Origin of the sequence: Zwartia hollandica, assembly GCF_019923725.1 — a bacterium.
In the GTDB taxonomy this organism is placed as follows: domain Bacteria; phylum Pseudomonadota; class Gammaproteobacteria; order Burkholderiales; family Burkholderiaceae_B; genus Zwartia; species Zwartia hollandica.
This window is the reverse complement of record NZ_JAHXRI010000006.1, coordinates 874,189-890,518: the sequence shown is the minus strand read 5'-3', so window position 1 is coordinate 890,518 and position 16,330 is coordinate 874,189. Positions and strand designations below refer to the sequence as shown.

Genomic DNA, 16,330 nt, shown 5'->3' with positions numbered 1-16,330 from the left:
AGATGAGATGAACACCACCGTGCTAAGAGTTTTTGTTGCCTCGCTATTTGTGTCGATTTCGCTTTCCACACAGGCACAGGGCAGTAATACAGCGTACCCAAGTGGTAGCGTCAAACTGGTCGTTCCGTATACACCGGGTGGCATCACCGATGTAGTAGGTCGAGCGCTCGCGAACCGTTTAGAACAAACATGGGGTAAGCCCGTCATTGTGGAGAATAAGCCGGGCGCCTCTGAAGCAGTGGGTGCGAGCTATGTCACAAAGAGTAAACCTGACGGGCTCACTCTTTTCATGGGCAGTGACGCAGCATTTCTTGTCAATGGTCTGCTCAAGAAAAGTCTAACCTACAACCCAGAAAAAGATTTCGAACCTATCATACGGATCGCCGAGGGCTTTGCTTTTCTAGTTGTCCGCCCAGGAGTTCAAGCACGCACCCTCAAAGAGCTGTTATCACTGGCGCAACAAAATCCTGGCCAGGTGACTTTCGGCTCAGAGGCTGTGGGAAGCCCCTCGGAATTCCGGATGCGGATTCTGGGTGGACTAACGGGTGGCTACAAAATGAATCACATCCCTTACAACGGTATGAACCCGATTATTGCCGACATGCTTGGTGGGCGAGTCGATAGCGCTTGGCTCCCCCCTCACCTTGCAAAGCCACAAATTGAAGCCAAAGCGCTGATCCCGATTGCGACAAACGGATCTAAGCGTAATTGGATGTTCCCAGAGGTGCCGACAATGGTTGAACAAGGTTTAGAAGGTGGTGATCTGAGTTTCAAAATGATGCTCGCCGCACCTGCCGGAACCCCAAAAGCCATCATCGATAAGATCGCGAGGGATGTTGAAGCAATATTAAAAGATCCCGAATTCGACAAGAAATCGATCCACAGTAACGGATACACCGTCTTAGGTGGCACAAGCAAAGACTTCCAAGACTACTTAAATAACACGCGTCCAGTTTTGACACGCATTGTGAAAGAAGCTGGCTTTACACCTCAGTAATTCTGCAGGCCTTTCGAGCGGGATGCATTAAAGCGGTGTGCGTAACGGCTTACCCGCAATATGCAAGTTTGCGTTATCAATAAAACACTCGACCGAGGCCAGCATTGCCTCGGGCGATAAACCCGCTACGTGTGGCGTGATGATCGCATTTTCAAACTCTAGCAACGCCAAGGGCGGCTTTGGTTCGCTTTCATACACATCAAGCGCCGCCGCCGCGATGACATTATTTTGTAAAGCCGTCGCTAACGCCTCGGTATTCACCAAACTACCTCGCGCGATATTGACCAGCACGCCCTGCGGACCAAGCGCCTTTAAGACTGCTGCATTGATAATGTGAAATGTTTCCTTCCCGCCAGGCGCTGCCACAACGAGAAAATCACACCACGTGGCGAGCGACAGTAAGTCAGGAAAAAACTCAAACCCTGTCTCATCACGGCGTGTTCGACTGTAGTATCCGATCTGCATATCAAACGCCAACGCACGCTTTGCAATCTTCTTTGCAATACCACCCATACCGAGAAGTCCGAGACGTTTATTTGACACATTCGGTGGCCTAGGAATCGCGTCACGCCAAACCCCTTTGCGCACAGCATTATTTAAGGCTGGAATACCGCGAATTGCAGAGAGCAAAAGTCCCATCGCGTGATCAGCGACACAATCTTCATTCGTACCAGCTGCGTTGCACACTCTAATGCCGCGCTGTTTTAAGTACTCAACTGGAACAGTCTCATAGCCAACACCTAAGGTGCACAAAATTTCCAATTTAGGCAATGCATTGATCTCATCGGTCGTGATGCCGGTCGCACCATTAGTCAAAACGATTCGGATCTTGTCAGCATGTGCGGCGATGTGTGCAGCACTATTACTACGATCTGCGCTTGTGCCTTCATTCGGTGCATAAATCAATTCGAAATTTTGCGCGACTAACTCTCGGTGCGCTTCCGTTAAAAACACCATCACCAATGCATACGACTTCATTTGTTCCATCCTACTCACTCAAGCCACATCGACTTATTTCATTACTTGTTTGATACCGAGGGCTTTAATAATCGTCGCCATGTCTCGATTTCAGAACGCAAAAATCCATCAAACTCTTTGGGAGAGGAAACCTTTACCACTCCATCAATGACTGCCAAGCGTCTCCCGACATCTGGATGTGCCAGACTTGTTTTAAGCGATGCGTTTATTTTCTCAATAATTTCGGATGGGGTACCAGCTGGCGCTAGCACTGCCCACCACACGACTGCCTCGAAACCGGGGTAGCCTTGCTCGGCAATAGTGGGGACATCTGGTGCAGAGTTCAATCTCTGTAAACCTGACGTCGCAACTAAGCGAATACGTTTCCCATCAAGTTGTGGCTTGAGTTGCGACATCCCGGTAAAGAGCATATCCACATGGCCACTAGCGACATCGAGCACGCCCTGGCCCGCACCCTTATAAGGCACCTTTGTGATTTTGATACCCGTTTTCTCCATAAACAACTCTGCAGCCAAATCGGTCGCCGAGCCTTCACCCGATGTGGCGGTGGTTAGCTTGCCTGGGTTCTTTTTTGCGTAGGCAACCAACTCAGGGATGTTTTGGATAGGGGAGCCCGCATGAACGGCGACTCCCATTGCATAGGTAATCACCTGAGCAACTGGGGCAAAAGATTCGGGGGTCTTGTAAGGAAGGTTGGGTAAAAGTGTAGGGTTCGTCGAAATGGTTGGACTCACTAATAGCAAGGTATAGCCGTCTGGTGCTGCTTTAGCGACTTGCTCAGTACCCACAACAGTATTGCCACCCCCTCGATTCTCAATAATCACGGGCTGCTTGATCACCTCGGACAGCTTATCGGCCCACGCTCGAGCGATGAAGTCACCGCCACCACCTGCCACAAATGGCACGACAATTCGCACAGGACGCTCTGGATATTTGTCGGCTGGACTCGCGACGGCCCAAGCAGAAGCAAACAGCGAGCTCAACAACAGTGCTATGTTTAAGGTTCGCATGATGCGTGATTCCTTTTTTATTCGACAGTAACCGCAGAATACAACGAACCCTCCCAAAAGCACTTATGACAGCCTCCCTCTTTTTATGATCGAGATCCGCAATCTGGAAACCTTCGTTTGGGTCGCTACCCTGACTAGTTTTCGTGCTGCAGCACACAAATTGAACACCACGCAACCAGCCGTTTCACAGCGGATTGCATCGCTAGAGTCCTCTCTCGGCGTAAAGCTCTTGGAGCGCAACGCCCGCGGTGTCAAACTGACAACCAAAGGTCTTGAACTCCTGGAGCACGCTAAGCGAATGCTGGATCTCAAGCAAGAAATGTTGAATGCTGCAGAAAGCCCGAATACGATTACTGGTCAGGTCAGAATTGGCGTGTCTGAAACAATAGTACAAACGTGGCTCCCGCAGTTCTTGGAATCCGTTCATGCGCGCTATCCTTCTGTGAGCGTCGAACTCGAAGTCGAAACAACGCCTGTATTGCGAGAGCAAGTGCTGTCGCATCGACTCAATCTCGCGTTTCTACTGGGGCCCCTCCTATCACCACAACTCGAAAACATCCCGATCTGCAAGTACCCACTCGCGTGGATCGCAAGTCCAAAACTCGGCCTCAACAACAAGGTGTCGCTCGAGCAAGTATGCGAGTACCCAATCATTACCTATTCCGCAGCCAGTGCCCCACACCACTTTGTCCGTAGCCTCATCACAGCATCAGGAATCCATGCCCCTCGCATGTACGGCAGCGCATCGCTGTCCGTTGTGGTGCGCATGACCCTAGACGCGATTGGGGTCGCCGTCATCACCCCCACTTTTTTAAAAGCAGAACTTAGCGAAGGGCGACTTTGCCTTCTTAACGTGACAGCATCGGAGCTCCCAGAGCTCGCTTTCACCGCATCTTGGGCGAAGGGTCCCGATGAACATATTGCGCGCGCACTTGCCAAGCTCGCCGAAAAAGTATCCGGGCAATATCATTGATAAATAAAATTTATCGATACTGATTCCAAATGATAATTGGACAGTACACTTCCCTTGGCATTGAATAGAAAAAAAGCAATCTTTGGGAGATTTTGTATGCTGGCATCGCAGCAAGTGCGACTAAATATCCGAAACGGCACATTTCAGCAGCCAACGGCCGGGGCAGCCCCGGGGTTTGTTCAGGCCAACCTTGTCATCCTACCGAAAGCCTTAGCCAGCGACTTTCAATTATTTTGCCAACGCAACCCTAAACCTTGCCCAATTCTGTCTGTTGCCGATGTCGGTAGCACCTTCTTCCCAGGCTTTGGGGAGAATTTAGATGTACGCACAGATATTCCGCGGTATCGGGTTTGGCGCAACGGCGAGTTGGTAGAAGAGGTGACCAATATCTCGCGTTTTTGGAGAAATGATTTAGTGAGCTTCGCGCTTGGTTGCTCATTTTCCTTTGAAGAGGCACTCGTCGCTGACGGTATTGATGTTCGACACATTTCATGTGGTTCCAATGTCCCAATGTACAAGAGCAACATCGCGACAGCGCCTGCAGGCCCATTTCATGGTCCGATGGTCGTGTCCATGAGGCCTTTTAAAGCAGCCGACGCGATCCGAGCGATTCAAATCACATCAAAATTCCCGTCCGTTCACGGCGCGCCCGTGCACCTCGGTGACCCTGCACAAATCGGCATTGCCGATTTATCAAAACCAGACTTTGGTGAACCCGTACCTATTGCGCACGACGAAATCCCGGTTTTTTGGGCTTGCGGTGTGACCCCACAAGCCGTCTTGATGGCCTCAAAGCCTGATTTTTGCATCACACATGCCCCGGGGTACATGCTAGTGACGGACAAGCTCAACTCTCAACTATCCATTATTTAACGATAACTATTTTTAGGCTGTTCCCTGTATCGACGCTAAGCGGGTAACCGATACAGATTTTCTTCCCGTTAATTAGGAGATGCTTTCATGAAAATGCTGATGCTCGCAGTAATTAGTGCTGCAACACTCATGGCGACAAACGTCGCTGCGCAAGACCTGCCTCGTACACAACTTAAAGTCGTTGGGGGTCTGAACAACCTCACAGCCTATAAAGACTTTGAGCAGCCTTTTTGGACAAAAACAATCCCCGAAGCATCGAAAGGACAGGTCACTGCTGAAATCCAAGGCTTTAACCAAATGGGACTTAAAGGTCCTGAACTGATGCGACTCATTGGTCAGGGTGTGATTGAGTTTGGGACAGCGACCCTTTCCTATTTCGCCAGCGACAACCCCATCAATGAAGCAATCGATCTTCCTGGCTTAGCTCCCGATGTAAAGACGGCGCGTGAAATCACCGATCTTTTTGCCCCCATTTACGGAAAACTCTACGGTGGGAATAACAACGTAAAGATTCTTGGTTTGTCACCGTACCCTGCTCAGGTGATTTTTTGTAACGCACCAATAAAAGATCTTACCGATCTAAAGGGTAAAAAAGTACGTACAAGCAGCCGGACTCAGGCAGAGTTTATTCAAGCTCTCGGCGGCACAAGCGTCACCCTCGCGTTTGGTGAAGTTGTCCCCGCATTGCAGAACAAGGTCGTAAATTGCGCGATCACTGGATCCCTCTCTGGCTACTCCGCAAAGTGGTACGAAGTATCCACGCATCTTTTGGCGCTTCCGATCAACTGGAATCAGCAAATTCACGCAGTAAACCAAAAAGCTTGGGACAAAATCGATCCTAAAGTTCAATCCTTCTTGCAGACCAACATCAATACGTTGATGACAACCATGTGGAATGCTGCGAACGAGCAAACAGAGCAAGGCTATGCCTGCAATACGGGTTCGCCTGGATGTCCTTTTGACGTAAAAGGGAAAATGACGCTAGTCAAACCGTCAGAGGCAGACAAGGCATTGCTCAACAAGCTACTCGGCGACGTTATTTTGCCTAAGTGGGCGGCACGCTGCTCAGATCAATGTGTGGCAGATTTCAATACCACGATCGGTAAAAAACTTAACGTTACTGCAAAGAAGTAATAGGCAAACGTATGGGCACTCAATCGCACAGTATGCTGCCATGGGCAACTAAGATCTCTCGCTGGGGAGTCTGGGGTGGTGGCATCCTCACGCTATTGAGTGCCGGCCTTGTTTGTTTTGATGTAATTGTCAGAAAGTTGTTTGCGATATCAGTTGGCGGAGCGGACGAGTTATCTGGATACGCCTTCGCCATCAGTACAACCTGGTCACTCGCGCTAGTCGTTCTCGAGCGCGCGAACGTTCGAGTCGATATTCTTTATCAGCACTTCTCGGTGCGCGTAGCCGCAATGCTCGACTGGCTTTCCTTAGTCGCGCTGGCTGTCTTTCTAACCATGCTTACTCGCTACGCCTATGAAGTGCTTGCCACGTCCTGGATTCAAAATTCGTTTGCCAATACGCCGCTCGCAACACCTCTTTGGATACCGCAAGGGCTGTGGTTTGTTGGCCTAATTTGGATGGTGATTGTGTTGGCCTTGATGCTGACTCGGGCCAGTAGTGCCTTAATCACCGGCGATTATCAAAGCGTCAACAGCTTGGCCGGTGCGCGACTTTCCAAAGAAGAAGCGCTTGAAGAAGCGCAAGCGGGACAACGTCGTGTACAAGAGGAGCGCGGATCATGATCTCAACTGCACTGACACTCTTATTGATCCTGATCGGCCTGAGCATCCCTGTTGGTGCGGCACTAGGAGTACTCGGCCTTGTTTTGGATCAGATATATTCCATGCTACCTCTGTCTCGGGCGATGGGTGAACTGGCTTGGACCACGAACACCGAATTCCTACTCGTTGCGATTCCGTTGTTCATTATGCTCGGAGAGATTCTTTTGCGAGCAGGCTTTGCAGAGCGCATGTACTCTGCTCTCAGTCTTTGGTTATCTTGGCTGCCGGGCGGTCTGATGCACGCAAATATTGGTGCCTCTGCTCTGTTCGCGGCCACCTCGGGGTCCAGTGTCGCCACGGCTGCCACGGTAGGGACAGTAGCGCTGCCACAGATAAAAAAATATGGCTATAACGAGCCACTCTTTTTGGGCAGTATTGCGGCCGGCGGAACCCTTGGGATTTTGATCCCGCCTTCAATCAATTTGGTCATCTACGGCGTGCTGACGAATTCTTCAGTGCCAAAGCTCTACCTAGCAGGAATTATTCCTGGGCTGCTCTTGGCGCTAATGTTTATGGCGACGATCATTTTTGCTTGTGCCGCGAAACCGCACTGGGGTGGTCAACGGATTCATGCAACTTGGGCTCAGAGGCTTAAGGCCTTGACCCACCTGATACCTCCTATGGGGATCTTTTTACTGGTTGTTGGGTCGATTTACGCCGGAGTAGCAACTCCGACGGAGGCAGCGGCCCTAGGTGTTTTTGGTGCAATGGCGTTGGCTGCCGCCTACCGACGCTTGAGTATTGCGATGATGCGTGAGTCCATCGAAAACACGATGCGCGCCTCGGCCATGATCATGCTTATCGTCATCGGCGCAAGCTTCTTAAACTTCGTGATGTCTGCGACAGGCCTAACCACTGCACTGACAAATGCAATATCGGGGCTCGGCGTTTCTGCACAATGGATGCTAGTGATTCTTATTGTCTTCTATTTAGTGCTAGGTTGCTTCATGGAAACGTTATCGATGATGATCACAACGATTCCGATTGTGGCGCCCGTCATGATTGCTTTGGGCTACGATCCGATCTGGCTTGGGATCGTTATTATCGTACTCGTCGAGGCAGCCTTGATCACTCCACCTGTCGGGCTGAATCTGTTCGTTGTGCAAAGCCTGCGATCAAGCGGTTCGATGACTCCGGTGATCGTGGGATCGCTGCCTTTTGTTGTTGCAATGCTTGCCTTGTTAGCGCTTTTAGCAGTATTTCCCGACATTGCACTTTGGATGACTAGATTTTTTTGAGAACCCTATGAATCTACTTTTTGATCTGATAAACAACAATACAGTAACCAAAATACAGACAAACATTGAACAAATGATTATCGCGGGTTGGGCTGGCCGTGATCATGCTGCGATTGAACACCACATTGAAGAGCTTGCAGCCATTGGCGTTCCACGTCCGAGCTCAGTGCCTTTGTTTTATCGCGTATCGAATCAGCTGCTTACCCAAGATTCGATTGTGCAAATGGTTGGCAACGAGGGCTCGGGCGAGGTCGAAGTGTTTGTATTTATGCACAACGATCAATTATTGATTTCGCTCACCTCCGACCATACTGATCGCGGCCTGGAGACAGTAAGTGTGGCACTTTCTAAGCAAGTTTGTAGCAAACCCGTTGGCCGACAGGCTTGGCTATTTTCAGATGTCGCAGCACACTGGGATCAGTTAATCATCGAATCATACGTATATGAAAACGGCATACAGGTGCTGTATCAATCTGGACCGTTATCTGCCCTGCTACCCCCCCTGGATCTTATTTCTCGCTATACAAACAAGGGGACGCTCCCCAAAGGTACAGCAATGAGTTGTGGGACGGTCGGGACCCGAGGCGCCATCCGTCCATCACCTCTATTTGAAATGCGCCTAATCGACCCCGTGCGCAAATGTGAGCTCACACATCGCTACGAGGTCGAGCTACTCGATAAAGTGTCTTAACCAGACTCCTACCGAGCGGCCTAGGCTTACTCCGGCAGCCCGATCGCTTTTAGGGCTGCCTCAGCACATTCCATGTCCTGAGAATAATGGCCGCCGCTCAAGCCAATGCCGCCAATCATCTGACCATTCTCCATGATCGGATAGCCACCACCAAAAATGATGAACCTAGGTGTGTGGACGATGCCATGAATCAATGGCGCATCATCTTTGATGTACTCGTGCCATTTATGCGTTGGTATACCACCCGATATCGCCGTATGCGCTTTATCTTGCGCGATTTGAAGCGAGATTAAGGAAGCACCGTCCATTCGAACAAAGGCCTTGAGGTGGCCGGCCGCATCACATACGGCGATGGACATATTTACTTTCAATGCGCTCGCTTTCTCTCGTGCCGCTTTGATTGCTTTGAGCGCAGTATCTACATCAATATTACGTACAGTCGTGCTGGACATTGGCGTCTCCTTTCTAAAGTTAATGTACCTACCAACAGATTCACCCGCTTTGTGACCATCGCGTGTCGCGCCCATCAAGCCTCGCGCCACACGACAATCGCCTACAAGATAAAGTTCAAGGTCATACGCCTTGAGTGGCTCGACGAGATCAACATTCGCCGCACGAGGCGTCGCATAGGACAAGAAAGAAATATTCTCGATCCGACCGAGATCCCCGTTATAAACGTTCTTATACTCAAGCACTCCGTCTTCGAACTGCTCAGACCAAACCGGTTCACTGAGCAATAACATTTCAACTCGCGCCATCGACAGTCGGCGCAAAATTCCTTGTCTCGTAACGAGTGACTCATCTTGTGCGATCAGCGCACGAGGTGTCATCAGAACAACGCGTTCGAAGCGCTGCGCCAAGAGTTCTACCGCGGCGTAGGTACCCTCAGTGTGATCCATATCAAAGACCACAGCAGTACCCGCTTGACGAGACGAAAGCTTGACAACGTCATGCATGGCACTCGGGAGATTAGTGACCCAACCCTCACGCGCGATTTCCTCAGGTACCCATTCAGGGCGATGCATCGTTCCCCCTGTGGCCAGAATCACAGAGTCAGGATTCAATGACAGAATGTCTTGAAGTTCAGCGCGCTTCCCAAGCTGGATATCTACACCAGCCCTCTGTGCACAAACCATTTGATAGTCATAAATACTCGTAATCGTTTCCCCACCTGGTAGCTGAGCACGCAACCGTGCCTTACCGCCAACCTCCGATCCCGTCCCCAATAAAGTGACTGAATGTCCCCGCGCGGCAGCAACCCAAGCGGCTTCCATCCCCGCAATGCCAGCGCCCACCACGACAACGCGATGCTTGCGCTTTGCAGGCTTTGGCCACCAATCGACCTCTCTCTTCTCGGCGACACGAGGGTTGTTGACGCACGCTAGGGGCTCACCATAGGTAATGATCGTGTCCCAACAGGTGTTGCAAGAAATACAGTAGCGAATATCGTTCGTTCGGCCTTGCATGGCCTTGTTGTACCAAGCTGGATCAGCCAAGAGCGTACGACCCATTCCTATTAGGTCCGCGTCACCTCGAGTCAGTATGCCCTCAGCTTCGGCCGGATCCGTGATTCGGCCAAGCGCCATCACGGCAACCTCGTTACACGAAGCCTTAAGTTTTCTAATGAGTCCAATGTATGGAACGTTTGGACCATTTCTGTCAGGGACGTGCGTCTCAAGCGAGCGCGCATGCGCCCCTTGAGCAAAACAAACGTAGTCGACCTCTTTAGAACGGGTAAAGAGATCAGCCAAAACTGCAGCCTCCTCCGGCCCAATACTTTTCGGAATGCCGTCGTTACTTGGCAACTTCAAACCGATAATAAATTGACGCCCGCATAAATCACGTATGCTTGAAACCAACTCACGTACAAAGCGCGTACGATTCTCCCAGTCACCACCATACTCGTCGGTACGTCGGTTCGACCATGGCGACATAAACTGACTAAACAAATGTCCATGTGCACCAGATAATTCAACACCACTAAAGCCGCAGCGTTGCAAACGTGCAGACGACAAGGCAAAGTCAGCGATTAAATTTTTAATCTCGGTGAGCGTCAGTGCATGAGGCATCGTCCAACTTAAATCGTCGGGGAGCGCTGAAGGCGCAAGTGCGCTGTAGTTACGGCCTGCATCGTGATGACCTCTTCCTGGATCCTGAATCTGACCAAGGAGTCGACAATCATGTTTTTCTACTGCGTCGGCCCAACGTTTGAGGCCACCCAAATTATCATCATTCCAAACCCTGATACGTGCGGGATTTGTCTGATGGGGAGCCATCAATAAGGGCTCCGTAACAATAAGTGCGGCACCACCTTTCGCACGATTTTCGTAATACTGAATCTGTCGATCACTCACTTGAGATTGATACCCCATGTGAGTCGTCATCGATGCGTGTGCGACGCGATTACGTAACCGCTTGCCCGCCAGGACAAGCGGTTCGGATAACAGTGCATCCGTCATATTCAGGTTACTTCAGTCGACCTGTTTTGACATAAAACGCACGTTCGGCCTGAGCCATCTTATCAAGCTCAGCTGCCGCCGTTGCAGGATTGGTCAAGAGCGGATCGGCGTATGCACCAAGCTTTGCAAACTCTGCCGACAAGGCGGGTGTGCGGACCGCCGCGTTAATCGTGGCTGCCAAATAGGCTTTGCGATCTGCTGGCGTACCTTTAGGCACAACAGCCAAACGGATGATGTTCCAAACGATGTCTTTAGTTCCAAAGATCTCGTTGAAGGTTGCTACATCCTTCATATTGCCCAGACGACTGCTGCTTGCGACCGCAATCGGTTTGACCTGATCAGCCTGTAAATAGCTCTCGAACTCGCCGTAAAACCCCTGTGCAATATCGACGTTACCGCCTAACAAGGCAACAATGCCGGGTTTACCACCCTGAAAGGGCACACGCAAAAACTTTGCACCGGTCGCTGCTTCAATCTGATCAATCAGATACTCCCACATACTGCCCGGCACAATCGCAACGCGCACGGTGCCTGGCTTATCCTTCGCTGTCTGTACGATCTCTTTAGCTGACTTGCCAGCGAACGGTCCCTTTGTTGCAGACACCCAGGCCAGCGCATCGCTATTGATATAGGCGATGGTCTCTAGATTCGACAAAGACCATTTTTCTTTGCCGCGCAACATAGCGTCACCCCACACAAGGTTAGCTAGAATGCCGACGGTGTAGCCGTCTGGTTTGGCTTGCGTTGCGAGGTAAGTATGCCCAACCATACCTGCCCCACCGGTACGGTTGTTCACCAAAATCTTGTCGCCACTCACTTGTTCAGCATATTTTGCTAGCTGCCGCGCTGTGAGGTCCATCCCTCCGCCAGCTGGATAAACCACGGTGTACTCAATTGACTGAGTGGGAAAGTCTTTTGGCTTTAATTTCGCCACCTCAGGTGATACTTGTGCCATGGCGGTTGCCGAGGCGGCTGCAGCCAGCAAACTAACAAAAGAGTGGATCAGTTTCATTTATATGTCTCCTCCGGGTTGGTTCAACTTTCGTTGACGAAAAACTAGCACTACTAAAATCAAACTTATACCAATCAAACAGGCCGCAATCGGCCTTTCAGCAAAAATCAACATACCATGCGGCGACATCACTAAGGACTGTCGCAGCGATTGCTCAAGCATTGGGGCCAGCACAAACGCGATCAAGAATGGTGAAAACTCGTACTGCAGTTTACGCAGGACATAGCCCACGACACCGAAACCAAGCATGACCCACAAATCGAAAACGTTTTTATTAGCGGAGTATGTTCCGACAACGGCCAACAGCAGGATCAACGGAAACAATACCCGATATGGCACCCGAAGACACTGTACCCACAAGCCGATCAGGGGTAAGTTAAGGAGTAGCAAAAAGACGTTGCCTACGTACATACTTGCGACAACACCCCAGAACAAGTCTGGTCGCTGTGTAATGAATGTTGGGCCTGGCTGTACACCTTGTATCACCAGCGCACCCAACAGTAACGCCGTGACGGCATTGCCCGGAATACCCAAGGTAAATAATGGAATCATGCCACCGGAAACAGCAGCATTATTCGCTGCCTCAGGTCCCGCAACACCTTCGATTGCACCCTTGCCAAAGCGCTCAGGATTTTTGGCTAACCGCTTCTCGAGCGTGTAAGACACAAAAGAAGCCGTAACCGGTCCACCACCCGGAACAAGACCAAGGAAAAATCCCAAGAAACTGCCGCGCATCATCGGCTTCCAGGACGCCTTCCAATCTTTAAAAGAGGGCCAGAGTCCACGAACTTTATCGGCAAGTAACTGATTCTTTACGATCGTTTCACAATTCGCGAGAATTTCCGCCACACCATACAGTCCGATCACGACGGACAAAATCTCAATTCCGCCAGCTAGATTTACATTGTTTAAAGTGAACCGATCCTGGCCGTTAACAATATCCATTCCAACGGTTGCGGCAAGAAATCCAAGGGCAATCATCAGAACGCCCTTCACTGTAGATCCTCCGATCATATACAGAGTCGATACAAGCCCAAGCACCATCAACCCAAAGTTTTCAGGCGGGCCGAAACTAATCGCGACCGAGGCCAACAAGGGGGAAAAGAAAGTCAACGCAACGAGGGAGATCGTGCCAGCGATAAACGAGCCAATCGCTGCGATCCCAAGTGCAGACCCCGCTCGACCTTGCCTAGCCATCGCATGCCCGTCTAAAGCGGTCACGACTGACGCTGCCTCACCAGGAATATTGACCAAGATGGAGGTCGTCGATCCGCCATACATGGCACCATAAAAGATCGCGCACAGCATCCCCAATCCTGCGACTGGGGCTAACTGAAAAGTGACGGGCAACAAAAGCGCTAAGGCAGCAAGGGGCCCAATTCCTGGCAACACGCCAACCAAGGTGCCAACCAGACTCCCGAGAAAGCAGAAGTATAAATTTTCAGGTGTAAACAACACCGAAAATCCCATCGCTAGGCCATTGATTGCCTCCATCACCAACCCCAGGGACCGCGAGGCAAAGACAAGCCAAGTAAATGACCAAATACATACACGATTACCGAGACTGACACGAGTGTCAAAATGACAGACTCGAGCACACGTGAACGCTCGACTGTTTGCAGCAATACAAAAGTAGTGAGTGCACTTGAAATCGCAAAGCCCAAGTAAGGTAACGTCACCGTCAACCCAATCAGCCCCCCCAGTACGCCCAGTATGCGCCGCCGCCCTGCTGCAACCGGCCAGTCGGGCTTGCCCGCACGCGTAGAGCGATTAATCATCAGCATCAAGCCACATACTGTGATGATGACACCGCAGATCATCGGGAACAGACCGCTGTCGGGTCCCATCGAACCGAACAGGCCTAGCGTCCAGGCGTTGACCATCGTCGCCAAACCTAAAACAACCCAGAGTAAATTTAATCCGCGCTCAACCACGCACGACCTCCGAAGAACCTACGATAAATATCACTCGCCTGCCAGCAAGCGACCATAGCCGGGTATAACAGGCTGTACGCCCGCAATACGCAAGCAGTTCCACATCATTGCGGCCACACTGGAAATAACCGGCTTTCCGAGATCCTTCTCAAGCGCATCCAGGACCTCGACCGTTGGCATCCCAACGCCACTCAAAAAGACCACCTCAGCTTCGGGGGTGTTTGCTGCCTTCGCTAAGGCATACGCTCGCGCTGGCGTCTCTTCGTATATGTTGCGAACATTCTCTAGCCGGTGATAATTCACGACCTTCAATCCGTAGCTTTCGAGGGTGGCTTTGCCAGCTAATGTTTGAGCTTCAGCGTAGGGGGTGCCGAGCGCGATTTTCTTAACACCCAGCTCTTCCATCGCTGCAACGACGCTCACAAACGCCGACGTAAACCTAATGTCATATTGCTTTTCAAGACGTGCGGTCAGAGCGATTTCGCCTTCCCGACCCAGCATGTAGCTTGACGCAGTATGCGCCATGGCGATGACCTGAGGACGCAAGTGCGCCAACATTTCCGTTGGCTCATCGATATGGTCCAACTGACAACGCGTGCGCGCGTCCTGCCCATCGTGGGCTCCTGGGACCCCCCGCGCGATCATCCGACCAAAATGCACGGAGACACCTTTGGGGGCCATCGCAATCAACTCAGGCTCCACATTTGGATTTCCAGGTGGCAATAAGAACCCTAACCTTGCTCTCCAACCGTCCACGGTCGCTCTCCTTGAGTAAATCTAGTTGCTAGCGGTTAAGGCTTGGGCGCTACGCTTAAAAACTTGTCTCATGATGTTTACATTCTTTTTATTTATCTTTGGCTGGTAAATGACTGCCCAAAGAGCGCCCACATGATAATTGAACATCAACGCACTAGGCAAAGAACCCAACGAGATTTAAAAGCCTGCCTAAACAATTCTTTTCATCGGTTAAGACATCAAAACGACCTCTGACCCTGTTACCATTTCCCTGTATCTATTCGCGCTCAATGCGCAACTCTATTGCACAATTACCCAGAGGCCAATATGCAATCTAGCGCTTTCCGCTTAAGTTTCGCCGCCCTTTCACTTGCCTTGCTCTCCCCTTGTCTTGTTCACGCAGAGACGATTTCGGTTGTTACATCCTTCCCCAAGGAGCTGACCGCAGCATACAAGAAGGCGTACGAAGCTAAATACCCATCCGATACCGTTGAAATTCTTAATAAAAACACTGCCGCTGGTATCGCCTACGTGCGCGAACAGAGTCCAGGCTCACGTGTGGAGGTGTTCTGGGCCTCAGCACCGGACGCCTTTGAGGTCCTATCTCAACAAAAATTACTGGTAAACATTGGCCCCGGAAACCCGGAAATCCCTACCAAAATTGGCAACTATCCCGTTAATGACCCCAAGGGCTTCTACCGCGGCCAAGCGCTTGCGGGGTATGGCTTAATGTGGAACACACGTTACATGAAGGCGAACAAGCTACCTGCCCCAAAGGAATGGGCTGACTTGGTTAAGCCCATTTACTTTAGTCACGTCGCCACCTCAAGCCCCTCTCGCTCTGGCACGACGCATTTAACTGTTGAAACCATCCTTCAGGGAGAAGGTTGGACTAAGGGCTGGGCTCAAATTATGGCCATTAGCGGTAACTGTGCTGCAATCACCGAGCGCAGCTTCGGCGTCCCTGATGGCGTTTCGAACGGTCAGTTCGGTATCGGCTTGGTAATTGACTTCTTTGGCTTAGCGGCAAAAAATTCAGGCATGCCTGTTGATTTTGTATACCCATCTGTCACCTCGATTGTTCCAGCGAATATCGCATTGATTGACGGCGCAAAATCTCCCGAAGCAGGCAAACGTTTTATTGAATTCACTCTATCCCCCGAGGGGCAGCAACTACTGCTGGACAAACAAATTAGTCGCCTGCCGGTATTGCCAGCCACCTACAAAAAAGCACCGCCAGACTATCCCAACCCGTTTAGCGGAACAATCCAGGCCAAGGTGAACTTTGACTCGCAGCTTTCGGAAACGCGCTACATGGTGGTGCGATCGCTATTCGATCAAATGATTACGTTCCGTCATAAAGAGCTGGTAGCGGCCACTAAAGCGATTCATGACGCGGAGAAGCGTTTAGGCGGAAAATCTAGTGCTCAACTTGAAGAGGCCCGCCAACTCGCTTTCTCTCCAGCGGTCGATGAAAAGCAAATTCAAGACAAAACTCTACTTGCTCTATTTAAGAGCAACAAATCTGATGCCGAAGCATCCAGAGCCAAAGCAAAAATCGAAGAAGAGTGGGCCACTCGCGCTAAAGCAAATTACGCTCGTGCGGTGACTCTCGCTAATTCTGCCAAATAGTCGAG

At 50.8% G+C, this 16,330-nt stretch carries 15 protein-coding genes; 8 read left to right on the top strand and 7 right to left on the bottom strand.

Annotation, left to right across the window (positions count from 1 at the left end; genetic code table 11):
* Positions 1-7 precede the first annotated feature (7 nt).
* Complete coding sequence (locus tag KZZ10_RS07625) at positions 8-997, top strand: Bug family tripartite tricarboxylate transporter substrate binding protein (RefSeq protein WP_259660887.1); 990 nt, start codon at positions 8-10, stop codon at positions 995-997.
* Between the two features lie 27 nt (positions 998-1,024).
* Here the strand turns inward: KZZ10_RS07625 and KZZ10_RS07620 are convergent, their stop codons facing one another.
* Positions 1,025-1,975 carry a 2-hydroxyacid dehydrogenase gene (locus KZZ10_RS07620; protein ID WP_259660886.1) on the bottom strand — a complete coding sequence of 317 codons (951 nt, stop codon included), beginning with the start codon at positions 1,973-1,975 and terminating at the stop codon, positions 1,025-1,027.
* Positions 1,976-2,016: 41 nt separating this feature from the next.
* On the bottom strand, positions 2,017-2,985 hold the full coding sequence (locus KZZ10_RS07615; protein WP_259660885.1) for a Bug family tripartite tricarboxylate transporter substrate binding protein: 969 nt from the start codon (positions 2,983-2,985) through the stop codon (positions 2,017-2,019).
* A gap of 85 nt (positions 2,986-3,070) precedes the next feature.
* On the opposite strand from KZZ10_RS07615, the gene KZZ10_RS07610 reads away from it, so the two are divergent.
* The 6 genes from KZZ10_RS07610 to KZZ10_RS07585 all read left to right on the top strand — a co-directional run bounded on the left by KZZ10_RS07610 (position 3,071) and on the right by KZZ10_RS07585 (position 8,553).
* On the top strand, positions 3,071-3,958 hold the full coding sequence (locus tag KZZ10_RS07610) for a LysR family transcriptional regulator (protein ID WP_259660884.1): 888 nt from the start codon (positions 3,071-3,073) through the stop codon (positions 3,956-3,958).
* Positions 3,959-4,054: 96 nt separating this feature from the next.
* Positions 4,055-4,831 carry a putative hydro-lyase gene (locus KZZ10_RS07605; protein WP_259660883.1) on the top strand — a complete coding sequence of 259 codons (777 nt, stop codon included), beginning with the start codon at positions 4,055-4,057 and terminating at the stop codon, positions 4,829-4,831.
* 87 nt (positions 4,832-4,918) lie between these two features.
* A complete protein-coding gene (locus tag KZZ10_RS07600; protein WP_259660882.1) occupies positions 4,919-5,965 on the top strand; it encodes a TRAP transporter substrate-binding protein in 1,047 nt (348 codons plus the stop codon).
* An 11-nt stretch (positions 5,966-5,976) separates the two neighbouring features.
* Positions 5,977-6,585 carry a TRAP transporter small permease subunit gene (locus KZZ10_RS07595; protein ID WP_259660881.1) on the top strand — a complete coding sequence of 203 codons (609 nt, stop codon included), beginning with the start codon at positions 5,977-5,979 and terminating at the stop codon, positions 6,583-6,585.
* Positions 6,582-7,862 carry a TRAP transporter large permease gene (locus KZZ10_RS07590; protein ID WP_259660880.1) on the top strand — a complete coding sequence of 427 codons (1,281 nt, stop codon included), beginning with the start codon at positions 6,582-6,584 and terminating at the stop codon, positions 7,860-7,862. Before KZZ10_RS07595 ends, KZZ10_RS07590 begins: the two co-directional genes overlap by 4 nt.
* A 7-nt stretch (positions 7,863-7,869) precedes the next feature.
* Positions 7,870-8,553 (top strand): DUF2848 domain-containing protein, encoded by a 684-nt coding sequence (locus KZZ10_RS07585; RefSeq protein ID WP_259660879.1) that lies wholly within the window; start codon positions 7,870-7,872, stop codon positions 8,551-8,553.
* Positions 8,554-8,579: 26 nt separating this feature from the next.
* On the opposite strand, the gene KZZ10_RS07580 is transcribed toward KZZ10_RS07585, so the two are convergent.
* Genes KZZ10_RS07580 through KZZ10_RS07560 form a run of 5 tightly spaced genes read right to left on the bottom strand, consistent with a single transcriptional unit; the run spans position 8,580 to position 14,714 of the window.
* Positions 8,580-11,012, bottom strand: a complete 2,433-nt coding sequence (locus tag KZZ10_RS07580) for an oxidoreductase (protein WP_259660878.1) — start codon at positions 11,010-11,012, stop codon at positions 8,580-8,582.
* A gap of 7 nt (positions 11,013-11,019) precedes the next feature.
* Positions 11,020-12,024 (bottom strand): tripartite tricarboxylate transporter substrate binding protein, encoded by a 1,005-nt coding sequence (locus tag KZZ10_RS07575; protein WP_259660877.1) that lies wholly within the window; start codon positions 12,022-12,024, stop codon positions 11,020-11,022.
* Positions 12,025-13,518, bottom strand: a complete 1,494-nt coding sequence (locus KZZ10_RS07570; protein WP_259660876.1) for a tripartite tricarboxylate transporter permease — start codon at positions 13,516-13,518, stop codon at positions 12,025-12,027.
* A complete protein-coding gene (locus tag KZZ10_RS07565) occupies positions 13,518-13,958 on the bottom strand; it encodes a tripartite tricarboxylate transporter TctB family protein (RefSeq protein WP_259660875.1) in 441 nt (146 codons plus the stop codon). Before KZZ10_RS07565 ends, KZZ10_RS07570 begins: the two co-directional genes overlap by 1 nt.
* Before the next feature lie 30 nt (positions 13,959-13,988).
* Positions 13,989-14,714 carry a maleate cis-trans isomerase family protein gene (locus KZZ10_RS07560; protein ID WP_259660874.1) on the bottom strand — a complete coding sequence of 242 codons (726 nt, stop codon included), beginning with the start codon at positions 14,712-14,714 and terminating at the stop codon, positions 13,989-13,991.
* A gap of 306 nt (positions 14,715-15,020) precedes the next feature.
* On the opposite strand from KZZ10_RS07560, the gene KZZ10_RS07555 reads away from it, so the two are divergent.
* On the top strand, positions 15,021-16,325 hold the full coding sequence (locus KZZ10_RS07555) for an ABC transporter substrate-binding protein (protein ID WP_259660873.1): 1,305 nt from the start codon (positions 15,021-15,023) through the stop codon (positions 16,323-16,325).
* Positions 16,326-16,330 lie beyond the last annotated feature (5 nt).